At 71.9% G+C, this 22,785-nt stretch carries 16 protein-coding genes, 1 rRNA gene and 2 pseudogenes; 10 read left to right on the top strand and 9 right to left on the bottom strand.

The genetic code is table 11. The annotated features are described in order from the left end of the window. Positions 1 to 205 precede the first annotated feature (205 nt). The 4 genes from ACIBJF_RS00095 to ACIBJF_RS00080 are packed head-to-tail and all read left to right on the top strand — an operon-like array spanning position 206 to position 4,593. Positions 206 to 3,112, top strand: a complete 2,907-nt coding sequence (locus ACIBJF_RS00095) for a nitrate- and nitrite sensing domain-containing protein (RefSeq protein ID WP_399171376.1) — start codon at positions 206 to 208, stop codon at positions 3,110 to 3,112. Beyond that, entirely contained in the window at positions 3,109 to 3,543 is a 435-nt protein-coding gene (locus tag ACIBJF_RS00090; RefSeq protein WP_399171375.1) for a roadblock/LC7 domain-containing protein, read from the top strand. Before ACIBJF_RS00095 ends, ACIBJF_RS00090 begins: the two co-directional genes overlap by 4 nt. 9 nt (positions 3,544 to 3,552) lie before the next feature. Beyond that, positions 3,553 to 3,948, top strand: a complete 396-nt coding sequence (locus tag ACIBJF_RS00085; RefSeq protein WP_399171374.1) for a DUF742 domain-containing protein — start codon at positions 3,553 to 3,555, stop codon at positions 3,946 to 3,948. A gap of 39 nt (positions 3,949 to 3,987) precedes the next feature. Continuing rightward, a complete protein-coding gene (locus tag ACIBJF_RS00080; RefSeq protein ID WP_399171373.1) occupies positions 3,988 to 4,593 on the top strand; it encodes a GTP-binding protein in 606 nt (201 codons plus the stop codon). Between the two features lie 141 nt (positions 4,594 to 4,734). Here the strand turns inward: ACIBJF_RS00080 and glpK are convergent, their stop codons facing one another. From glpK to ACIBJF_RS00055, 5 genes and pseudogenes are all read right to left on the bottom strand, one after another. After that, positions 4,735 to 6,255 carry a glycerol kinase GlpK gene (glpK, locus tag ACIBJF_RS00075; protein WP_399171372.1) on the bottom strand — a complete coding sequence of 507 codons (1,521 nt, stop codon included), beginning with the start codon at positions 6,253 to 6,255 and terminating at the stop codon, positions 4,735 to 4,737. A 136-nt stretch (positions 6,256 to 6,391) separates the two neighbouring features. Continuing rightward, positions 6,392 to 7,141 (bottom strand): MIP/aquaporin family protein, encoded by a 750-nt coding sequence (locus ACIBJF_RS00070; RefSeq protein WP_356307569.1) that lies wholly within the window; start codon positions 7,139 to 7,141, stop codon positions 6,392 to 6,394. 382 nt (positions 7,142 to 7,523) lie between these two features. Continuing rightward, the gene (locus tag ACIBJF_RS00065) at positions 7,524 to 9,173 is read right to left on the bottom strand and encodes an EAL domain-containing protein (RefSeq protein WP_399171371.1); all 1,650 of its coding nucleotides are present in this window, start codon (positions 9,171 to 9,173) and stop codon (positions 7,524 to 7,526) included. Between the two features lie 215 nt (positions 9,174 to 9,388). Then, positions 9,389 to 9,523, bottom strand: a pseudogene (locus ACIBJF_RS00060) (lipid-transfer protein); the annotation flags it as partial. Then, positions 9,520 to 9,945, bottom strand: a complete 426-nt coding sequence (locus ACIBJF_RS00055) for a Zn-ribbon domain-containing OB-fold protein (RefSeq protein WP_399171370.1) — start codon at positions 9,943 to 9,945, stop codon at positions 9,520 to 9,522. The pseudogene ACIBJF_RS00060 and the gene ACIBJF_RS00055, both read right to left, overlap by 4 nt. 153 nt (positions 9,946 to 10,098) lie before the next feature. On the opposite strand from ACIBJF_RS00055, the gene ACIBJF_RS00050 reads away from it, so the two are divergent. Continuing rightward, complete coding sequence (locus ACIBJF_RS00050) at positions 10,099 to 10,908, top strand: M15 family metallopeptidase (RefSeq protein WP_399171369.1); 810 nt, start codon at positions 10,099 to 10,101, stop codon at positions 10,906 to 10,908. Positions 10,909 to 10,954: 46 nt separating this feature from the next. Beyond that, a complete protein-coding gene (locus ACIBJF_RS00045; protein ID WP_399171368.1) occupies positions 10,955 to 11,491 on the top strand; it encodes an NUDIX domain-containing protein in 537 nt (178 codons plus the stop codon). 8 nt (positions 11,492 to 11,499) lie between these two features. On the opposite strand, the gene ACIBJF_RS00040 is transcribed toward ACIBJF_RS00045, so the two are convergent. Next, positions 11,500 to 13,860: a glycoside hydrolase family 31 protein gene (locus ACIBJF_RS00040; protein WP_399171367.1), complete on the bottom strand. Its 2,361-nt coding sequence runs from the start codon at positions 13,858 to 13,860 to the stop codon at positions 11,500 to 11,502. 214 nt (positions 13,861 to 14,074) lie between these two features. Here ACIBJF_RS00040 and ACIBJF_RS00035 point away from each other — a divergent pair, with 214 nt between their 5' ends. Further along, positions 14,075 to 16,051 carry an acetoacetate--CoA ligase gene (locus ACIBJF_RS00035; RefSeq protein WP_399171366.1) on the top strand — a complete coding sequence of 659 codons (1,977 nt, stop codon included), beginning with the start codon at positions 14,075 to 14,077 and terminating at the stop codon, positions 16,049 to 16,051. A 10-nt stretch (positions 16,052 to 16,061) separates the two neighbouring features. On the opposite strand, the gene ACIBJF_RS00030 is transcribed toward ACIBJF_RS00035, so the two are convergent. After that, positions 16,062 to 17,381 carry an aminotransferase class I/II-fold pyridoxal phosphate-dependent enzyme gene (locus ACIBJF_RS00030; RefSeq protein ID WP_399171365.1) on the bottom strand — a complete coding sequence of 440 codons (1,320 nt, stop codon included), beginning with the start codon at positions 17,379 to 17,381 and terminating at the stop codon, positions 16,062 to 16,064. A gap of 56 nt (positions 17,382 to 17,437) precedes the next feature. On the opposite strand from ACIBJF_RS00030, the gene ACIBJF_RS00025 reads away from it, so the two are divergent. After that, positions 17,438 to 18,709: an MFS transporter gene (locus ACIBJF_RS00025; protein ID WP_399171364.1), complete on the top strand. Its 1,272-nt coding sequence runs from the start codon at positions 17,438 to 17,440 to the stop codon at positions 18,707 to 18,709. A 24-nt stretch (positions 18,710 to 18,733) separates the two neighbouring features. Further along, a pseudogene (locus ACIBJF_RS00020) lies at positions 18,734 to 19,626 on the top strand (hypothetical protein). Between the two features lie 118 nt (positions 19,627 to 19,744). On the opposite strand, the gene ptsP reads toward ACIBJF_RS00020, so the two are convergent. Together ptsP and ACIBJF_RS00010 are read right to left on the bottom strand one after the other, a co-directional pair. Further along, positions 19,745 to 21,415, bottom strand: coding sequence for a phosphoenolpyruvate--protein phosphotransferase (ptsP, locus tag ACIBJF_RS00015; protein WP_399171363.1), 1,671 nt, complete (start codon positions 21,413 to 21,415; stop codon positions 19,745 to 19,747). A 78-nt stretch (positions 21,416 to 21,493) separates the two neighbouring features. Next, a complete protein-coding gene (locus tag ACIBJF_RS00010) occupies positions 21,494 to 21,943 on the bottom strand; it encodes a PTS glucose transporter subunit IIA (RefSeq protein ID WP_399171362.1) in 450 nt (149 codons plus the stop codon). 550 nt (positions 21,944 to 22,493) lie between these two features. Here ACIBJF_RS00010 and ACIBJF_RS00005 point away from each other — a divergent pair. Continuing rightward, a 16S ribosomal RNA gene (locus ACIBJF_RS00005) occupies positions 22,494 to 22,785 on the top strand; the annotation flags it as partial.

The following is a 22,785-nucleotide window of genomic DNA, read 5'->3' as shown; positions in this document are numbered from 1 at the left end:
CGCATCCCCATCCGGCCGGGCGTGGGGGCCGGATCGCGGTGGCAATCTCCCGCAATGCCAGGACAACTCGCCATCTCTCGCTGCCGGAACGGAAGTTCACCCTCCGGACATGTCTTCGAGTTAACTGTGAGGCGGTAGTAGGCTCGCGCCGTTTGTTGACGCACATGTGCACCCCCGACCGGCGGGGGTCGAGCTGGGGGAGGCCATGCGCTTTCGCGGGAAGTCGATCCGCCGGAAGATCGTGGCGCTGCTTCTCGTGCCGCTGGTGTCCCTGACCGTCATCTGGGGCTTCGCCACGGTACTCACAGGGCGAGAGGCCGCCCGGCTGTTCCAGGCATCGGACGTGAAGCAGAACATCGGCTACCCCGCCGAGGACACGGTCCGCGTCCTCCAGCAGGAGCGGCGCCAGGCCCTCGTCTACCTCGCCGACCCACGGGCCGCCGACGCCCTCTCCGCGCTCCAGCGCACGCGTGCCGCCACCGACCGCGCGATCGCGAAGATACGCAAGAACGCCGACGGCCACCACGTCTTCGACGGCCTGGACGTGGCGGACGACGAGCACGTCTTCGACGGCCTGGACGTGGCGGACGACGAGCGTCTCACCGCCGTCCTCGACGCCTTCCAGGGCCTCGGCTCCCTGCGCCGCAGCGTCGAGCAGCGCACGGTCACCCGCGCCCAGGCCCTGGACCGCTACAACCACCTCGTCGACCCCTGTTACGCGCTGCTCGCCTCCCTCGAAGGCATCGACGACGTCCAACTGGACGCGCAGACCCGCGCACTGGTCGACGTCAGCCGCGCCCGCGAGTTGCTCTCCCGCGAGGACGCCCTGCTCGGCTCCTCCCTCGTCGTCGGCCGGCTCACCCGCGACGAGACGCGGCGCATCTCCGACCTCGTCGCCCAGCGCACCGTCCTCTACGACGTCAGCCTGCCGCTGCTGCCGGCCGCCGAGCGCGACCGCTACGAAGGCTTCTGGCAGAACGCCACCACCGCCCCGCTGCGCACCGCCGAACAGACCGTTGTCCGCACCGGCTCCGGCACCCCTCGCGGTGTCACCGCCCGCAGCTGGGACTCCGCGGCGGCCGGCGTCCTCGACGAACTCGGCTCCCTCGACGACCAGGTGGGCGACCGTTTCCAGGACCGTACGCGCCCCGTGGCGATCGGCGTCATCCTGCAGGCGGTCTTCGCGGGCCTGCTCGGCCTGGTCGCGCTTGTGCTCTCCCTCTTCCTGTCCGTCCGGATCGGCCGCGGCCTCATACGCGACCTGCGCCAGCTGCGCCTGGAGGCGCACGAGGCCTCCGGCGTCCGGCTGCCCAGCGTGATGCGCCGGCTGTCCGCGGGCGAGCAGGTCGACGTCGAGACCGAGGTGCCGCGTCTGGAGTACGACAAGAACGAGATGGGCGAGGTCGGCCAGGCCCTCAACACCCTCCAGCGGGCCGCCGTCGAGGCCGCCGTCAAACAGGCCGAACTGCGCTCCGGTGTCTCCGAGGTCTTCGTCAACCTCGCGCGCCGCAGCCAGGTGCTGCTGCATAAGCAGCTCACTCTGCTCGACACCATGGAACGCCGCACGGAGGACACCGACGAACTCGCCGACCTCTTCCGCCTGGACCACCTCACCACCCGTATGCGCCGGCACGCGGAGGGCCTGGTGATCCTCTCCGGCGCCGCGCCCTCCCGGCAGTGGCGTCGCCCGGTGCAGCTGATGGACGTCGTACGCGCCGCCGTCGCCGAGGTCGAGGACTACGAACGCATCGAGGTACGGCGGCTGCCCCGTGTCGCCGTCACCGGCCCGGCCGTCGCCGACCTCACCCACCTCGCGGCCGAACTCCTGGAGAACGCCACGGTCTTCTCGCCTCCGCACACCGCCGTCCAGGTCCTCGGCGAGCGGGTGGCCAACGGCTTCACGCTGGAGATCCACGACCGGGGTCTGGGCATGACGGCCGAGGCGCTGCTGGACGCGAACCTGCGCCTCGCCGAGACCCCCGAGTTCGAACTGTCCGACACCGACCGGCTCGGCCTGTTCGTGGTCAGCCGCCTCGCCCAGCGCCAGAACATCCGGGTCTCGCTCCAGCCCTCGCCCTACGGCGGCACCACCGCGGTCGTCTTCATCCCCGACGCGCTGCTGAGCGACGACGTACCGGACACCAACGGCCTCGGCTTCCGCCTCGACCGGGACCGCCCGGCGAAGGGGATCGGGCAGGCGGGCCGTGGAGCCGGACGGTCGGCGCCGGCGCAGCTGCCCGGCGTGCCGACCTCGCTGCTGGACGGCCCGTTCGAGCTGGAGGCGCCGGTGGATCTCGACGCCATCGACGGCTATCCCGGCGTCCTGGGGGAGGAGGACAGCGAGCGCGGCGGACTGTTCCGCCCCCGCCGCACCCGCACCCGCTCCGACGACCAGGCGCCGTCCCCGTCCGCCGACCGCGTGCCGCTCGAAGAGGCCGGCGATCGCGGACCCATACCGCTGCCGCGCCGGCAGACCCCCAAACTGGTCAGCTCGCACGGCAGGCCCGTCACCGACCAGCGCCCCCGCCGCGACGATCCGGACCAGCAGCCCTCCGCCGCCTCCGGCCGCCCTGAGACGGACGGACCGGCCCCCCTGCCCGCCCACCGGCGCACCACCGCCTCCCGCCGCCCCGCCGAACTCACCGACCGGGTCCGGCAACACGACGCGGCCCCCGCGGACGACACCGGCGCGGCGCCCGACGTCCCCGCCTTGCCCCGGCGTACCCGGCCGCCCGCGCCTCCCGCCGCCGAGGACCCGGGTGCCACGGGCCTGTCCGGCGCCGGCCCGGTCGGGCGCTCCGGCGAGTCGTCCGGCGCCGGCGACACCAGCGGCCACCTGGACGCACAGCCCGCCAGCGCATCGGGCGACGACCCGGCCACCGGACCCCTGCCCCGGCGCATACGTCAGGCCAGCCTCGCCCCGCAGCTCAAGCAGGACACCACAGGGCGCGCCGAGCGCGCGCCCCAGCCCGCCGACCGCGACGCCGAGGAGGTCCGCAGCCGGATGGCCTCGCTGCAGCGCGGCTGGCAGCGCGGCCGGAAGGAGAACGCCGGCGGCGACGCAGACCACGACGGCACAGCACAAGGAACCACTAAGGGGGACGGTCGATGACCGCACCGAAGGCGACCGGCCACACGACGACCGACGACGGCGGGCTCAACTGGCTCCTGGACGACCTGGTCGACCGGGTCGCCAGCATCCGCAAGGCCGTCGTCCTGTCCGGCGACGGGCTCCCGACGGGGGTGTCCAAGGCCCTGACCCGGGAGGACGGCGAGCATCTCGCCGCCGTCGCATCCGGCTTCCACAGCCTCGCCAAGGGCGTGGGCCGCCACTTCGACGCGGGCGGCGTCCGGCAGACGGTGGTCGAGCTGGACGACGCCTTCCTGTTCGTCACCGCCGCCGGGGACGGCAGCTGCCTCGCCGTCCTGTCCGACGCCGACTCCGACGTCGGACAGGTCGCCTACGAGATGACGCTCCTGGTCAAGCGGGTCGGCGTACATCTGGGCACCAGCCCGCGCACCGATCTGCCCGCAGGCGGGTAGTGGGATGTCATGAGCGCAGACGGTCAGGCAGGAAACCACTGGTTCGACGACGAGGCCGGACCGGTCGTCCGTCCGTACGCCATGACACGCGGCCGTACCACGAGTGCGGCCCAGCACCGGCTCGATCTGATCGCGGTGGTCGTCACGGAACCCCACGCGGGCGACCCGGAGACGGATCCGGTGCTGTCGCCCGAGCACGTGGAGATCGTCGGGCTCTGCCGCGGCGAACCGCAGTCGGTCGCCGAACTCGCGGCCGGCCTCGACCTGCCGATCGGCGTGGTGCGGGTGCTCATCGGCGACCTGGTGCACGCCGAACTCGTCCATGTCACGCGCCCGGTGCCACCGGCCGAGCTGCCGGACGAGAGCATTCTGCGCGACGTGATCAACGGCCTCAGGGCGCTGTGACCCCGTTCGGCAAGACCTCTCGAGCAGGAGAAGAAACTGATGATCCTCGGGCGTTCGGAGCGTGGCGAGCCCCCGGTCGAGCCCGTCACGCTCAAGATCCTGGTGGCCGGCGGTTTCGGCGTGGGCAAGACGACCCTCGTCGGCGCGGTCAGCGAGATCAGGCCGCTGCGCACCGAGGAACCGCTCAGCGAGGCCGGCCGCCCCGTCGACGACACCAGCGGTGTGGAGGCCAAGCACACCACCACCGTGGCCATGGACTTCGGCCGTATCACCCTGCGCGAGGACCTGGTGCTGTACCTCTTCGGCACGCCCGGGCAGGAACGGTTCTGGTTCATGTGGGACGAGTTGTCCGAGGGCGCGCTCGGAGCCGTCGTCCTCGCCGACACACGGCGTCTTGAGGACTGCTTCGCCGCCGTCGACTACTTCGAGCGGCGTGGCATCCCCTTCCTCGTCGGCGTCAACTGTTTCGAGGGAGCGGCCCGTTACCCGGCCGAGGCGGTGCGGCAGGCCCTCGACCTGGACGCGGGGGTCCCCGTCCTGCTGTGCGACGCGCGCGACCGGGAGTCCGTCAAGGACGTGCTCATCGGAGTCGTCCGGCACGCGATGGACTACGCGGCCGACCGCCGCCACGCCGCCCTCGGCTGACCCACGGGCACGGCCCGTACCCTCGCCGACCGGGGTACGGGCCGTGGTCCGGTGAGGAGTCCTCACGCGCGCGTGCCGCGGGAGGAGTCCTCACGCGCGCGTGCCAGGGGATGAACCCTCACGCGCGCGTGCCGCGCGCCGTCACGCGCCGTCCTCCTCCAGCCAGGCGAAGCTCTTCTCCACGGCCTTGCGCCAGTTGCGGTACTCGCGGTCGCGTACCGACGGCTCCATCGCCGGTACCCACTCCGCGTCCTGCTGCCAGTGCGACTTCAGCTCGTCCAGGTCGTTCCACACGCCCGTCGCCAGGCCGGCCGCGTAGGCGGCGCCCAGGCAGGTCGTCTCCGACACCCGGGGCCGGATGACCGGGACCCCGAGGACGTCCGCCTGGTGCTGCATGAGCAGGTTGTTCTTCGTCATGCCGCCGTCGACCTTCAGGGTGGTGATCCGCACCCCGGAGTCCTGGTACATGGCGTCCACGACCTCCCGGGTCTGCCAGCTCGTCGCCTCCAGCACCGCGCGCGCGAGATGGGCCTTCGTGACGTACCGGGTGAGGCCGGTGACGACACCGCGTGCGTCGGAGCGCCAGTACGGCGCGAACAGGCCCGAGAACGCGGGCACGATGTAGGCGCCGCCGTTGTCCGCGACGCTCCCCGCCAGCGTCTCGATCTCGTCGGCGCCGCTGATGATCCCGAGCTGGTCGCGGAACCACTGGACCAGCGCGCCCGTTATCGCGATGGACCCCTCCAGGCAGTACACCGGCGCCTCCCCGCCGATCTTGTAGCCCATCGTCGTCAGCAGCCCGCTCTTGGACGGCACCGGCCGGGTGCCGGTGTTCAGCAGCAGGAAGCTGCCGGTGCCGTAGGTGTTCTTGGCGGTGCCCACGTCGTAGCAGGCCTGCCCGAAGACGGCGGCCTGCTGGTCGCCCAGCGCGGAGGCCACGGGCACCCCGGCGAGCTGCCCGACCGCCGTGCCGTACACCTCCGCGGAGGACCTGATCTCGGGCAGCACCGCCTCCGGCACGTTCATGGCGGACAGGATGGCGGGATCCCACTGGAGCGTCTCCAGGTTCATCAGCATGGTGCGGCCGGCGTTCGTGACGTCGGTGACGTGCCGGCCGCCCTCGGTACCGCCGGTGAGGTTCCAGATCAGCCAGGAGTCGATCGTGCCGAAGGCGATCTCACCGCGTTCGGCCCGCTCCCTCAGGCCGGGCACGTGGTCCAGCAGCCAGGCCGCCTTGGGCCCGGAGAAGTAGCTGGCCAGCGGCAGCCCGGTCTGCTCGCGGAAGCGGTCCTGGCCGTCCGCGCCGCCCAGTTCGTTGCACAGGGCGGCGGTGCGGGTGTCCTGCCAGACGATCGCGTTGTGCACGGGCTTGCCCGTGGCGCGGTCCCACAGGACGGTCGTCTCCCGCTGGTTGGTGATGCCGAGCGCGCTCAGCTGGTCGGCGCGCAGTCCGGCCTTGGCGAGCGCACCGGCCACCACGGCCTGCACCTTGGACCAGATCTCGGTCGCGTCGTGCTCCACCCAGCCCGGCTTCGGGAAGATCTGGCGGTGCTCGCGCTGGTCGACGGCGACGATGGCGCCGCTGTGGTCGAAGACGATGCAGCGGCTGGACGTGGTGCCCTGGTCGATGGCGGCTACGTAGGTGTCGGCGGTGTCCGTCATGGCAGTCCCCTGGGTCGCTGGGTCGGGTAGCTGGTCAGAGGGGCGCGTGCGGGGAGAGGAGGGTGGCGTACGGGCCGGGGAGGACGCGCACGGGCCGGGAGTGGGCGTACGGGCTCGGAAGTGACGTACGGGGTGATCAGAAGGCCGCGTTGTAGATGGCGCCGGCCAGTGCGCCGCCGATCAGGGGCCCGATGACCGGGATCCAGGCGTACCCCCAGTCGGACGTGCCCTTGTTGGGGATCGGCAGGAAGGTGTGGACGATCCGCGGTCCGAGGTCGCGGGCCGGGTTGATGGCGTAGCCGGTGGGCCCGCCGAGGGAGAGCCCGATGCCGACGACGAGCAGGGAGACGATCAGCACGGTGGTGCCGGACTCGCCGAGCCCCTTGGTCAGTCCGAACGCGAGGATCGGCAGCACGAGCGCGATGGTCGCGATGATCTCGGTGATGAGGTTGGCGACCGGGTTCCGGATCTCCGGGATGGTCGAGAAGATGCCGAGCGTGGGCACCGGTTCGTCGGCGGTGCCCTCCGTCGTGCCCTCCTTGCGGACGTTGGCCTGGAACTGGGCGAGATAGACCAGGTAGGCCAGTACGGCCCCGAGCATCGCGCCGACGAGCTGGCCCAGCAGATACACCCAGACCTTGCCCCACTTGCCGGTGTCGATGGCGATGCCGATGGTGACCGCGGGGTTGAGCTGGCCGCCGGAGAGGGGAGCGGCGGTGTACGCGCCCGCGAGCACGCCGAAGCCCCAGCCGAACGCGATGACGACCCAGCCCGAGGCCCGCGCCTTGGAGTATCTGAGGGTGACGGCGGCGCAGACGCCGGCACCGAAGAGGATCAGGATCGCGGTGCCTATGACCTCGCCGACGAAGATGTCTCCGTTGCTCATGGCGGCTCCCTTGGCGCCGGTGGGGGCGGTCAGCCCCGGCCCTCCGTGCAGGAACGTTCCGTTGGCGTCTTCAGCCGTAGGCAGGGAGCCCCGCGCCCCGCCCGGCGTCCGTGCCGAGCGTGCCGTCGCAGCCGTATCGCCGGGGAGGGAAGGGCAGTGGAACAGGACGGACCCGTGGCGCGGTGCGCCTGATAACGCCGAGAATGTACGGCGATGTCGACTGACACCGGGAAGTGTTCACCGGCGCCACGGGGGCGTCAAGGTTGCCGACGGCGACGGTGACGGCGACTTGCCCCGTGGCGCGGGCGCGATCGTGCCGGCGACTCAGTCGCCGCCCAGGTCACCGCTGCCGGGCCGCAACGGGGGTGTCCGGGGAGGACGTTCACCACCCCGGCTCGACGGTCGCGTACCCGGCCTGCGCCGGCGCCGCCCCCGCGCCGCGCCGGACCTCGTGACCGGGCAGCCCGGCCCGGCCGAGCACCCAGCTCGCGCCCCGCAGCGCCTTGGCCGCCTGCTTCAGCGGAGCGAGGTGGGCGGCGGCCTGGCGGTGGTCGCCCACGCTTCCCGGCGCGCACACCACAGTCGCGAGGGAGAGCGTGACCGACCGGTCTCCCGCCGACCAGGGCGCGTCGAGCACGGCCGTGACCAGCGGGTCGAGCGCCTCCTCCTCGGCCAGCACCAAAAAGTCGTCCCCGCCGATGTGCCCCACGCGCGCGTGCCCCGAGGCCGCCTGCTGCAGCGCTCGTCCGACCGACCGGATCAGCTCGTCGCCCATGGCGAACCCGGCACCGTCGTTGACCTGCTTGAAGTGGTCGATGTCCAGCCAGCTGAGCGCGAATGTCCGGCCGTCCGCGATCCACCGGTCCACCTCGCTGGTGATCGCGTCCGAACCGGGCAGCCGGGTCAGCGGATTGAGCCCGGCGGCCTCCTCGACCCGGCTCTCGGCCAGGGCCCGCACCAGGTCCGCGAGCCGTACGACGCCCACCCACCGGCCGTGCCGGTCCACCACCGCGACATCGTCGGAGGTCCGGTCCCGGCCGCCGACCGCGACGACGTCCAGCACCTCCCAGGCGGTGGCGTCGACGCCGACCGTGCGGGGCGCGTCCCCCAGCTTGAAGGCCGGCCGGTCGGCGTACAGGGCGTGCCCGTAGCGGCCCGACATCGACAGCAGGAAGCGTGAGCGGTGCACCGAGCGCACGGGCCGGCCGGCCTGGTCCACCAGCAGCACACCGGACACGTCCGGCGATCCGGTCAGCAGGGCCCGCACCTGCCCCGCGGAGGCGGTCACCGGCAGTACGGCGGCCGGGCGCACGAACTCCCGCACCGACGGCCCGGACCGGGGCACACCGACGGTGCCCGGGGAGCGGGGCGGAACGTATACGTCCGCGGCCGGGATCCGGGCCGGCGGCGCGAACAGCTCGCCCTGGCCCAGCTGCGCCCCGGCTGACAGCGCCGCGGCGTACTGCAGCTCGGTCTCCACGCCCTCCACCGCGACCAGGGCGCCCAGCTCCTCGCACAGCGTTCGCATGGCCCGCACCGCGGCGGGCCGGGACAGCAGCGAGGCGTCGAGTTTGACAAGGTCGGGGGAGAGGTCGGTGAGCAGCCGGAGCGGTACGTCGCCGTCCCCGATGCCGTCCGCGCTGATCCGGAAGCCCAGCTCGCGCAGCGCCGCCACGGCCTCCAGCAGGGCCCGTTGCGGCACATGCGTGTAGGGCGGGACCACGTCCAGCGTCACCTCCCACGGCAGGCGCCCGGCCGCGCGCACGGCATCGTGCAGCGGCGTGAGGCCGCCGAGGTCGGCGAGGGTGGCCGCGAACACGTTCAGGTGCAGCGGCAGCAGGGTTTCCTTGTGCGTCGCGGCGCGGAGCGCCAACACCGTGAGTTTGGCGTCGAGTTCGGGGTCTCGGCGGGCCTCAGCCAGGATGTCACCGGTCTCCGGGCGGGCGAGCGTCTCCAGTGCGGTGACCGCGCCCGTCCTCAGGTTGACCACCGGCTGGAAGGCGAAGCGGAGAGTATCCGTCCAGGAGTGCACGGGAGCATGATGGCGCTGCCCGCGTGCGCCCAGGGGCAGTTCATGAGACGTTCACGCAGGATTCCGGGGTGATCACACAGCGTGGAAAACCTCTGTGGCCTCCGGTGTCGTATGCCGCCTGCCCATGCCGTCACCGCACCGCGACCACCGACGATCCGTGCCCGAAGAGCCCCTGGTTGGCGGAGATCCCCACGCGTGGCCCGGCGATCTGCCGGACCGACATCGCGCCAGTCCACGCCGGCGTCCGCGAGCGCCGCGCGGGCCGCCGCCGTCCCGTACTCCACGAAGGAGTGGCGCCACTTGCCCCATGGGTGCATGCACGCGCCGAGCACCGCCACGTCCCTCGTCACGCCCTCACCCCCGTCGGCCGCCAGTGCCAGGTCGTCCAGGTCGTCTCCGCGTCCTCGTGGAGCACTCCGGGGACGACCTCCACCTCCATGCCCACCGTCAGATCGGCGACGGTGACCCCGGGAGCCGCCTGTCCCAGCACCACGATCCGCTCGGCCTCCAGCTCCACAGCGATCAACGCGTACGGCTCCCACGGAAGTTCCGGATTGCTCACATAGGGTGACGGCGGACGGTATCGGCTGTCCGTGTACGACCAGACGCGCCCGCTCCGCGACAGGGGCACCTCCTCCAGGGAGCCGCCGTCGCAGTGCGGATTGCGGCAGTGGACGTCCTCGCGCGGGAAGAAGACCGTGGCGCAGGACGAGCAGCGGGTGCCCAGGAGCCGGAAGCCGTCTCCCGCGCCGGCGAACCATCCGTCGGCCACGGGTGCGGGTGTGTGCGGCAATGGCCCTCCCCAGCAGGTTTCTGACGAAGCGTCAGGAGTGTGTCACGGGCACCCGGAAATGGGCAGGGCGTCGGGGTGAATCGCTTCCGATCGCTTCCCGGCCGCGACGCGGACCTGATAGATGCAGGAGACATGACACGACTCACCAGTGCAGTCCGCGGTCTCGTCACCACCTTCGCCGCCCTGCTGGCCGTGACCACCGCCCCCGCCACCGCGGGGGCGACGACGGAGCCCAAGGCGCCGAAGGACTTCGTGGCCCTGAGGACCGTGGATCCGACGATCGTCCAGGAGATGCGCTACTTCACCCCGCACAACTTCGTCGGCGAGCGCATCGACGGCTACGAGCAGCCGATGTGCATCCTCACCCGCCCCGCCGCCGAAGCCCTGCACAAGGCGCAGCTCACGCTGCTGCGCAAGGGCTACACCCTCAAGGTGTACGACTGCTACCGGCCGCAGCGGGCCGTGAACCACTTCGTGCGCTGGGCCAAGGACCTCGACGACCAAGCGATGAAGGGCGAGTTCTACCCGACCGTCGACAAGACCCGGCTGTTCGCGGACGGCTACATCGCCGAGAAATCCGGCCACAGCCGCGGCTCGACCATGGACCTCACGATCGTGAAGCTCCCCGCGAGGCCGACCCGGCCCTACCATCCGGGACAGCCGCTCGTGCCCTGCTTCGCGCCCAAGGACGAGCGTTTCCCGGACAACTCCGTCGACATGGGCACTGGATTCGACTGCTTCGACACCCTCGCGCACACGCTCGACCCGCGCATCCAGGGTGAACAGCGCGCCAACCGCCTGCTGCTCAAGAACACCCTGGAAAACCTCGGATTCGTGAACCTCGCCGAGGAGTGGTGGCACTACACGTACAAGCCCGAGCCCTACCCGGACACCTATTTCGACTTCCCCGTCTCCTCGAAGTCGCTCGTCGGCGGCCAGTGAGCAACCTCCGGAAGATGTCCCTCCTCTGATCGGATACAGTCCGCGCGTGTCCGAAACTCAGCACTCAACTGACAACTCCGCACCGGACTCGCATTGTTCGAGTTGCGGAGCGCCCTATGGAGAGGGCGTGTCCGGCTGGCCGCGCACCTGCCCGTCCTGCGGGACGGTCGCCTACCGCAATCCGCTGCCGGTGGCGATCGCGATCCAGCCCGTGTACGACACCAAGGGCACGGCCCTGGTCGTCATCACCCGGACCGTCGCCCCCGCGCGCGGGGGCACGGCACTGCCCGGCGGCTACATCGATGACCGGGAGGACTGGAAGCAGGCCATCGTACGCGAGCTCAAGGAGGAGACCGGCATCGACGCGGCCGCCCGGGACGTGCGGCTCGTGGACGCCATGAGTTCGCCCGACGGTCACCTGCTGCTGTTCGGACTCCTCCCGGAGCGCCCGGTGGAAGGGCTCCCGCCCGCCGCCCCCACGGAGGAGACCGAGGGCTGGCAGCTGCTGCGCAGGCCCGAGGAACTCGCCTTCCCGCTGCACACCGTGGCCGTACGGGCCTGGTTCGAGGGCCGGTACGTCTGAGGCGCGGCTCAGCCGAGCCCCCGCACCCGCACCGGGCAGGGGGGCTCGGCGGAGCCGTTGTCCCGCTCCCGGGTGACGACCACCCTGGGGCCGTGCCGGCGGACGACGTAGCGTTCGATGTCCGGCTCGTCCCACGCGCCGTCCGCGTCCGGCACGACCAGACCGCCGCCCGTGCGGCCGCGCGAGGGTGCCCACACCTCCAGTTCGAGGCCGCCGTCGGCGCCGCGCACGGGGACGACCGCACCCGCGCGCGCGAACACCGGTATCCGCGACAGCGGCGCGTCGACGAGCACCTGCGCCGGCCCCTCGTACGCCTCCTCCGTCACGGTGTCGTACCAGCGGCCGCGCGGCAGCTGCACCGCCCGCCGGTCGGCACCCGGATCCAGCACCGGAGCCACCAGCAGAGCGTCCCCGAGCAGAAACGTGTCCTCGCAGTCGCGCAGCGCCCGGTCCTCCGGCGCCCCCCACCACAGCGGCCGCACATACGGCGCGCCGGTGCGCCGCGCCAGATGCGCCAGCGTCATGAAGTACGGCAGCAGCCGCCGCCTTTCGAGCAGCGCCACGCGCGCGTGCTCCAGCACCTCGGCGCCGAACTCCCACGGCTCGCGCCGCCCCGCCCGCAGACTCGCATGCGTGCGGAACAGCGGCAGATACGCCCCGAGCTGGAACCACCTCAGATACAGCTCGGCCGACGGACTGCCGTCGAAGCCGCCCACGTCCGGGCCCGAGTACGGCACCCCGCACAGCCCGAGCCCCAGCACCAGCGACAGCGAGGCCCGCAGCCCGGGCCAGCCGGTCGCCACGTCCCCGGACCAGGTGCCCCCGTACCGCTGCATCCCCGCCCAGCCCGACCGGGAGAACAGGAAGGGCCGCTCCCCGGGTGACAGCTCGCGCAGCCCCTCGTAGGCCGCCCGGGCCATGCAGAGCGCGTACACGTTGTGCGCCTCCCGGTGGTCGCCCCCGCGCCCTTCCAGGGCGTGCCGGGCCGACCGCGGCAGCGTGAGCTCCCCGAAGGCGTTGAACGACGTCGGCTCGTTCATGTCGTGCCAGAACCCGGCGAAGCCCTGCCCGAGGCGCTCCTCGTAGAGTCCGCCCCACCACTTGCGCACGCGCGTGTGCGTGAAGTCCGGATAGACCGACTCCCCGGCCCACACCACACCGCGCACCGTCCGCCCGGAGGCGTCCCGCACGAACGCGTCCACGGCCGAACCGCTGTCGTACACGGCGTTGCCCGGCGCCGCCTTCACGGCCGGGTCGACGATCGACACCAGCCGGACTCCGTCCCGGCGCAGCTCCTCGGCGAGCTGCGGCAGCTTCGGGAACCGCTCCCGGTCGACGGTGAACACCTGGTGGCCGTCGAAGTGATCGATGTCCAGGTGCACGGCGTCCAGCGGCAGCCCGCGCTCCTGGTAGCCGGCGACGATCCGGCGGACCTCCTGCTCGCTGCCGAAGCCCCACCGCGCGTGCTGGTGGCCCAGCGCCCATGAGGGCGGCAGCGCGGGCGCCCCGGTCAGCGAGGCCCAGGTGTGCAGCACGCGCGCGGGGGTGCCCACCATCACCCAGCAGCGCAGCGGGCCGCCGTCCATCCGCAGCTCGCAGCGCCCCGCCCGGTCGTGCCCGGACCCGGCGCCCTCCTCGCCCTCGCGCAGCACGACCGTGCCGTCCCATGTGCTGTCGTGGAACACCAGATGCGTGCCGGCGTCGGCCACCACGAGCTGCACCGGCATGGTCACGTACAGCGGATCGTCGCCGGGGCCGAACGCCCGGCCGGGATCGGTGTTCCACAGCCGGTACGCGCCGTCCCGCAGCCGGGGCCCGGACGACCGGCCGCCCAGACCGAAGAAACGCGCGTCCGCCGCCACCTCCGACCGCTGCATCCAGCGCGCCGTGCCCCCCTCGACCGGCTCCCACCACCGCGGCGGCAGATCGCGTCGCAGGGTCACGCCGCCGGGCGTGCACACCTCCACCGCGCCGTGCCGCGAGACGGTGACCGTCACCCGCTCGGCGACCACCCGCCAGCCACCGTCCTTGTCGGGCTCCAGCACCGCGCGCGGATCCGGCTCCGGGCAACTCCCCGCGAGCGCGTAGGACGGCTGCGGACCCGCGCCGTCCCACCCCCAGAACACCGCCCCGTTCACCGCGACGGTGATCCGCAACTCGGACCGGCCGAACCGGATCAGTCCGCCGCCCGGCCCCGGCTCCACGCCCTCCACCTGCCCCGGGACCCGTGCCCGCTCGGCTCCCCGGCGCGGCAGCCCGACGGCGTCGATCCGCCGCCTGCGCCACGCCGCCCGTACGGTACGCAACCCCCGAGCCGCCCTCCCCACACCGACCACACTCACCGAACGCACCAGGTCACGACCGTCCATGCTGCTCACCCTGCCATTGAGCGCCCCACGCGCGCGTGTCGTTCAACTGCCGTTCACCCGTGCCGGGACCACATCTTCATGACACCGACTATGTGGGGCGCACCCTGGTGCAGAAGTCGATCACATGGCATCGTCCCTGTCAGCCGCGTCACGCGCACACCCCAGCACGTGCGCGGACCGACGCACACGACGCGCACAGCCCGGGAGCCGCCCCATGTCGACCGCGAACCCCCAGCCGCTCTGGCAGCCCGATCCCGAGCGGATCGCCCAGGCACGCATCACCCAGTTCCAGGCATGGGCCGCCGAGCACCACGGCGCCCCGGCCGAGGGCGGCTACCCCGCCCTGCACCAGTGGTCCGTCGACCATCTGGAGACTTTCTGGGAAGCCGTCACCGAGTGGTTCGACGTCCGCTTCTCGACGCCCTACGCGCGCGTGCTCGGCGACCGCGCCATGCCCGGCGCCCAGTGGTTCCCCGGAGCCACCCTCAACTACGCCGAGCACGCCCTGCGCGCCGCGGCCGACCGCGCGGACGAGCCCGCCCTCCTGCACGTCGACGAGACCCATGAGCCGCGTCCGGTGACCTGGTCCGAGCTGCGCCGCCAGGTCGGCTCCCTCGCCGCCGAGCTGCGCGCCCTGGGCGTCCGCCCCGGCGACCGCGTCAGCGGCTATCTGCCGAACATCCCGCAGGCCGTCGTCGCCCTGCTCGCCACGGCCGCCGTCGGCGCCGTCTGGACCTCCTGTGCCCCCGACTTCGGCGCCCGCAGCGTCCTCGACCGCTTCCAGCAGGTCGAACCCGTCGTCCTGTTCACCGTCGACGGCTACCGCTACGGCGGCAAGGAGCACGACCGCCGCGAGATCGTCGCCGAACTGCGCCGCGAGCTGCCCACCGTGCGCGCCGTCGTCCACATCCCGCTGCTCGGCACCGAGGCGCCCGAGGGGGCCCTGGAGTGGTCGGCGCTGACGGCGGGGGACACCGAGCCGGTCTTCGAGCAGGTCCCCTTCGACCACCCGCTGTGGGTGCTGTACTCCTCCGGCACCACCGGCCTGCCCAAGGCCATCGTCCAGTCCCAGGGCGGCATCCTGGTCGAACACCTCAAGCAGCTGGGCCTGCACTGCGACCTCGGCCCCGAGGACCGCTTCTTCTGGTACACCTCGACCGGCTGGATGATGTGGAACTTCCTCGTCTCCGGCCTGCTCACGGGCACGACGATCGTCCTGTACGACGGCAGCCCCGGCTACCCGGACACGGGCGCCCAGTGGCGGGTCGCCGAACGCACCGGCGCCACCCTCTACGGCACCTCCGCCGCCTATGTCATGGCCTGCCGCAAGGCCGGCGTCCACCCCGCGCGCGACCACGACCTCTCCAAGGTGAAGTGCGTCGCCACCACCGGCTCGCCGCTGCCGCCCGACGGCTTCCGCTGGCTGCACGACGAGTTCGCGGAGAGCGGGGCCGACCTGTGGATCGCCTCCGTCAGCGGCGGCACCGACGTCTGCTCCTGCTTCGCCGGCGGCGTACCGACCCTCCCGGTGTACACCGGCGAACTCCAGGCGCCCGGTCTCGGCACCGACCTGCAGGCCTGGGACCCGAGCGGCAAGCCCGTCATCGACGAGGTCGGCGAGCTGGTCGTCACCAACCCGATGCCCTCCATGCCGATCCGCTTCTGGAACGACCCCGACGGCAGCCGCTACCACGACAGCTACTTCGACACCTACCCCGGCGTCTGGCGGCACGGCGACTGGATCACGGTGACCGCACGCGGCACCGTGATCATCCACGGCCGCTCCGACTCCACCCTCAACCGGCAGGGCGTGCGCATGGGCTCGGCCGACATCTACGAGGTCGTCGAGCGCCTGCCCGAAATCAGGGAGTCCCTCGTCATCGGCATTGAGCAGCCCGACGGCGGCTACTGGATGCCGCTGTTCGTGCACCTCGCGCCCGGCGCCGTCCTCGACGAGGCACTCCAGAACCGGATCAAGCAGACCATCCGCGAACAGCTCTCGCCGCGCCACGTACCCGACGAGATCATCGAGGTACCGGGCGTCCCGCACACCCTCACCGGCAAGCGCATCGAGGTCCCCGTCAAGCGCCTCCTGCAGGGCACGCCCCTGGAGAAGGCGGTCAACCCGGGCTCCATCGACAACCTCTCCCTGCTCGGCTTCTACGAGGAACTCGCCCGCAAGCGCGCCTGACCCGGGTGGATCACCCCCCGTAGGTGGCCTCGGACTCGCCCAGCACGGCGGCGAAGTCCGAGGCCAGCCGCGCGGCGTCGGCGGGCTCAAGGCCGGCGGCCGTGATCCGCACCCCCGGCCCGGAGGCCAGGCGGAACCGCGCCCCGGCCGCGACCCACCAGCCGTACGACCGCAGCCCGTTCACCACCGCCGACTCGTCGCGCACGGGCACCCACAGGTTCATCCCGCTCGCACCGTGCGAGGCGACACCGCGTGCGGCCAGCTCGCCGGCCAGCGCGGTACGCCGGAGCGCGTACGTCTCACGCGCGCGTGCCACCAACGCACGCGTGCCCTCGTCCGTCATCAGCCCGTGCACGGTCTCCTGCAGCAGGTGACTGACCCAGCCCGAGGTGAGCAGCAGCCGACCGTCGTGCCGGGCGAGCGTGACCGGATCACAGGCGGCGGCCGCCCAGCGCAGATCGGTCCCCAGGAACTTGCTGACGGTCCGCACGTGCACCCAGCGCGCAGGCCCCGCACCTGTCACCGTGTGCAGCGGGGCGCCGGCCACTTCCGATGCGTGGTCGTTCTCCACCACCAGCACCTCGGGCGCGTCGCGCAGCACCTCGGCCAGCGCGTCGCGACGAGCCGGGGAAAAGCATCCGCCGCACGGATTCTGCGCCCGCGGACTGAACACCACGGCCCGCCCCCCGGCCCCGAGCGCCCCGCGCAGGGCCTCCGGGCGCATTCCCTCGTCGTCCACGGCGACTGGGACGGTGCGCAGTCCCAGGGCCGCGACCAGATCCAGCAGATGGTGATAACCGGGGTCCTCCATCGCCACGCCGTCCCCGGGACGCAACTCGACCGACAGCACCCGGCCGATCAGGTCCAGCGCCCCGTGCGCGAACGTCACGTGCTCCACGGGGACGCCGTCCACGCCCAGCCACGCGCGCACCACGTCCTCCAGCCGGGCCAGCCGGGGCGCGGAGCGATGGGAGCGGGCGCCCGGGGAAAGGCGAGACGGCGGCAGCAGAGCGGGCAGCAGCGCCGGATCGGGATGCCCGCCGGCCAGGTCCCGCAGTCCTTCGGGAACCCTGGGCGGCCGCCGCGACGCGACCGCGGGAGCCGGTGCGACCACCGTGCCGCCGCGCCCGCGCGTGACGACGATGCCCCGCCGTCGCAACTCCTTGTAGGCCGTGGCGACGGTGCCCGGACTCACCCCCAGGTCGTCCGCGAGCCGTCGCACGGGCGGCAGCGCGGTCCCAGGCGCCAACGACCCCTCAGCCACGCCTCGTTCGACGGATGCGGCAATCCCTTTGGCCGTCGTACCGCTGATCTCATATTGTGTTGCCACGTTACTAATTATGTATCAGTACATAACTCCGAGCAAGCTCCATCTGAGGGGGAACAGTGGACGCGAAGCCCGAGGCCGCCAACCGGCCCTCGCGCATACCAGGAGGCCGCGACGGACGCCGGATGCTCCTCATCACCTTCATCGACCGCATCGGAAGCGGCCTGTGGGCATCCGTCTCCGTCCTGTACTTCACCTACGTCTCCGGCCTCTCCGTCGCCCAGGTCGGCACCCTCGCGGCCGTCTCCGGCGCCGTCGGCATCGCGGGCGCACCCCTCGGCGGACGCATCGCCGACCGCTTCCCCCTCACCCGGATCCTGATCGCACTCCAACTCCTGCGCGCCCTCGCGTCCTTCGGCCTGCTCACCACCGACCACTACCTCCCGCTGCTCGCGATCTCGGCCGTCGGCAGCCTCGGCGACCGCGCCTCCAGCGTCCTCACCAAGCTCTACGCAGCCCGCATCGCCGGCCCCGACCGCGTCCGCTACCAGGCCGTCAACCGCACCGCCTCCAACGCCGGCTGGGCCATGGGCGGCCTCGCCGCCGCGGCCGCCCTCACCCTCGGCACCACCACCGCCTACCGCTGGCTCCTCACCGGCGACGCACTCTCCTTCCTGGCGATCGCGCTCCTCACCCTCACCTGCCCCGAACCCCCGTCCAGCAGCCGCATAGCCGCCGCCGGCACCACATCCCACGGCGCCCGGCCGGCGAACCCCTGGCGCGACCGCACCTACCTCGCGTACGTGGCGACCGACATGGTCCTCTTCCTCGACGACTCCGTCTTCCAGATCGGCCTGCCCCTGTGGATCGCGCACATCGAGGGCGTACCGCACGGCCTCGCACCCCTGCTGCTCGTCCTCAACAACGTGATGGTGGTCGCCCTCCAGGTGCCGCTCGCCCGCTACGGCACCACCACGGAGGCAGCCCGGAGACTGCTCCTCCCGCTGTCCGCCGCCTCCGCGGCCGGCGGCCTCACCCTCGCCCTGTCCGCCACCGGCGGCACCACCCAGGCCATCTGCCTGCTCACCGCGTCCGCCGCCCTCTTCACCCTGGCCGAGATGCTGCACGCCGTCGTGTCCTGGGAACTCTCCCTCGCCCTCGCGCCGGACACCGCACAGGGCGCCTACGTCGGCGTGCACGGCCTCGCCCAGTCCGGCCAGCGCAGCCTCGGCCCACTCGCCGTCACCGCCGCCATCGCCACCGGCCCCCTCGGCTGGACCGTCTTCGGCGCCGCCATCACCCTGACCTGCGCTCTCCAGCACCGACTGGTCCGCGACCGGCTCCAGCGAAGCCCGTTGTCAGTGCCGCCGGTTACGGTGAGTGAGCACTGATCGACCGCGCACTTTGGGGGAAACATGGCGCACACCGACCACCAGACCATGCGACGCGTCCTGCGCCGAGAGATCGCCGGCACCATCGGCCTGCTCACCGACGAACACGACTTCCGCGCCATGCGGCGCTACCGCAGCTTCACCTTCGACGACCACGCGACCTACCTGAAGCAGGTCGAGACCGTCCTCAAAGCCCGCGCCGCCCAGGGCACCCACACCACACTCGCCCTGTTCGACCCCGAGGACTACGCCGCCTACTGCGCGGAAACCGGCCTCGACCCGGAAGCCCCGGCCAGCCGGACCCGCTTCACCGCGGAACTGGCGGCCACCGGCCCCACCATCCCCTACGACGGCCAGCCCCTCGCCACACTCGTACCCGCCCTCGTCGACGAAGCCGTACGACAGGCGACCTGGGAGTACGCCACCACCCTGCTGTCCCGCCTCGGACCCTGCCCCACCTGCGGCGAGGACATCGGCAGGGCGGCCTTCACCCGCGCCTCCGACCTCCTGGTCCGCATCCTCGACACCGCACCGCCCGGCGACCGGCACCTCGTGTGCAGCGTCTCAGGATCCCCGGACACCCTCGTCTCCGTGCTGAACGGAGACCAGGACAGCGACGGCGGAATCCGCCTCGACGAGGCCGAGGTCCTGGAATTCACCAGCGTCCTCGCACTCGGCCTCGCGACCCGAAGCCCCGGCGGACTCGTCCTGCGCGCCAGCGCCCCGGACACGGCCGACCGCGTCTACGGCTGGCGACTGCGCTCCGGCGTCCTCGAACCCCTCACCGCCGCCGAGGTCTTCGACGCCTACTGCACCGACGTCGAATCCGGCGACCTCATCTCTCCGGAACCCGGCGTCGATTACTGCCCACCCCCGACCTCGGGGACGAGAACCCGGCACCCGGCCACCGGCACTGACCCGACCGGCCCGCCGAAGGGGCCGACGGGGCCGGGAACGCGCCGAACGCACCAGGGGCGCCCCACCCGAAGGCGGGACGCCCCTGCACCTGGCACACGCGATGCGCCGCCGGTACGGCTACTCGCCGGACAGCACCGCCTGAGCCGCGCTGCGCGCCTCCTCGGCGCTGTCAGAGGCGCGCGCGGCCGCCGCCGCCCGCTCGCACTGCGCCAGCGTGTACTTCGCCAGCGTCGCCCGGACATAAGGAATCGACGCCGCACCCATGGACAGGGAGGTGACACCGAGACCGGTCAGCACACAGGCCAGCAGCGGGTCGGACGCGGCCTCACCGCACACACCACAGCTCTTGCCCTCGGCCTTGGCCGCCTCGGCGGACAGCGCGACCAGGTCGAGCAGCGCCGGCTGCCACGGGTCCTGGAGCCGCGACACCGCACCCACCTGCCGGTCGGCCGCGAACGTGTACTGCGCGAGATCATTGGTGCCCAGCGACAGGAACTCGACCTCCTGCAGGATCGAACGCGCCCGCAGCGCGGCCGACGGGATCTCCACCATCGCGCCGAACTTCGCCCGCAGCCCCGCCTCACGGCAGGCGTCGGCGAACGCCTTCGCGTCCGCACGGTCCGCCACCATCGGCGCCATGACCTCGAGGTAGACCGGCAGCCCCTCGGCGGCCCTCGCCAGCGCGGTCAGCTGCGTGCGAAGGATCTCGGGGTGGTCGAGCAGCGTCCGCAGACCTCGCACGCCCAGCGCCGGGTTCGGCTCGTCGGACGGAGTCAGGAAGTCCAGCGGCTTGTCCGCGCCGGCGTCGAGCACGCGCACGACCACACGACCCTCGGGGAACGCCTCCAGCACCTGCCGGTAGGCCTCCACCTGCTTCTCCTCGGAAGGAGCGTTCTTGCTGTCGTCCAGGAACAGGAACTCGGTACGGAACAGGCCGACACCCTCGGCCCCGGCCTCCACGGCGGCCGGTACGTCCGCCGGACCACCCACGTTGGCCAGCAGCGGCACCTTGTGCCCGTCCGCGGTCGCGCCCGGGCCGGTCGAGGCGGCCAGCGCGGCCTTGCGCTCGGCGGCCGCGGCCTCCAGCTGCGCCTTCTTCTCCTCGCTCGGGTTCACGAAGATGTCGCCGGTGCTGCCGTCCACGGCGATCACCGTGCCCTCGGCCAGCTCACCGGCACCCGGCAGCGCCACGACCGCCGGCACACCCAGCGCCCGCGCCAGGATCGCGCTGTGACTGGTCGGCCCGCCCTCCTCGGTCACGAAACCGAGCACCAGCGAGGGATCCAGCAGCGCGGTGTCGGCGGGAGCCAGGTCCCGCGCCACGAGCACATAGGGCTCGTCGCTGTCCGGGACACCCGGCATCGGAACGCCCAGGAGCCGGGCGACGATACGATTCCGCACGTCATCGAGGTCGGCCACGCGACCGGCGAGGTACTCACCCGCACCGGCCAGCAGCTCCCGGTACGCCGCGAACGCGTCGTACACCGCACGCTCGGCCGTGCTGCCGACGGCGATCCGCCGGTCCACGTCCGCCATCAGCTCGGGGTCCTGGGCCATCATGGCCTGTGCCTCGAGCACGGCCTGGGCCTCGCCCCCCGCCAGATTGCCGCGCGCCATCAGATCGGCGGCCACGGCGTCCACGGCCTGGCGGGCGCGCCCCTGCTCACGCTCGGCCTCCTCCGCGGGGATCTGCTTGGCCGGCGGCTCCAGCACCGCCGTACCCATGTGCCGAACCTCGCCGATGGCCACGCCATGGCTCACGCCGACGCCTCGCAGCGTTGTCTCCATCTCACCCGTCTCCGATAGTGCGGCGGGTCCCGCCGCCGCGGTGGTTGTCCTGATCGCCGTCCGACGACGGCACTGTCGTCAGTTCCAGGCGAAGAGGCTGTCGCCGGCCTTCACGTCTCCGCTGTCACGGAGCTCGGAGAGGGACTCGGCCGTGGCTTCCAGGGCGACGACGGGGCAGACCGGGGACTTGCCGGCGGCCTCGACTGCGGAGGGGTTCCAGCGCACGATGGCCTGGCCGCGCGTCACGGTGTCGCCCTTGCTGACGAGCAGCTCGAAGCCCTCGCCGTTGAGCTGCACCGTGTCGATGCCGAGGTGGGTGAGCACGCCGTGCCCACTGTCGTCCACCACGACGAAGGCGTGCGGGTGCAGGGAGACGATGACGCCGTCCACGGGCGCCACGGCCTCGGAGGGCTCACGCACGGGGTCGATCGCGGTGCCCGGGCCGACCATGGCCCCGGAGAAGACCGGATCCGGCACTTCGGCCAGTTCGATGGCCCGTCCAGCGAGCGGGGACGTCACGGTGGTCATGGGAGGCCTCCCAAGGAGTGGAGCTGCTTACGGGCCGTCACCGCCTGTCCCGGACGGCGCTGGGAGCAGCGTATGTCAGATGAAGTGGCGGTTCCGTATGGAAGCTACCAGCTAGTGGTCTAGACCACCAACCTCCTGGATTTGCACGGCCTTCGAGGCTCCGTGTACAGTCGTACTCCTGCTTGGGACGGAGCGCCGCGAGAGCGCCCTCGCTCGGCAGAACCCAAACTCGTCAGATCCTGAATCTCTGGATCCGCTTCTGCATGTCCGCAGAGTGGTGGTCAGAGAGTCGGAAAAACCCTGATAGAGTCGGAAACACCGAAGGGAAGCGCCCGGAGGAAAGCCCGAGAGGGTGAGTACAAAGGAAGCGACCGTTCCTTGAGAACTCAACAGCGTGCCAAAAGTCAACGCCAGATATGTTGATACCCCGTCTCCAGCATCCGCTGGGGCGAGGTTCCTTTGAAAAAAACACAGCGAGGACGCTGTGAACGGTCGGACTATTCCTCCGACTGTTCCGCTCTCGTGGTGTCGACCGGATTACCGGTAAACATTCACGGAGAGTTTGATCCTGGCTCAGGACGAACGCTGGCGGCGTGCTTAACACATGCAAGTCGAACGATGAACCACTTCGGTGGGGATTAGTGGCGAACGGGTGAGTAACACGTGGGCAATCTGCCCTGCACTCTGGGACAAGCCCTGGAAACGGGGTCTAATACCGGATACGAGCCTCCTCCGCATGGTGGAGGCTGGAAAGCTCCGGCGGTGCAGGATGAGCCCGCGGCCTATCAGCTTGTTGGTGAGGTAACGGCTCACCAAGGCGACGACGGGTAGCCGGCCTGAGA

The organism is Streptomyces sp. NPDC050743, from assembly GCF_044456925.1.
Classification (GTDB): Bacteria; Actinomycetota; Actinomycetes; order Streptomycetales; family Streptomycetaceae; genus Streptomyces.
The sequence above is the reverse complement of the archived record's forward strand: the minus strand, read 5'-3'. Positions and strand labels throughout refer to the sequence as shown.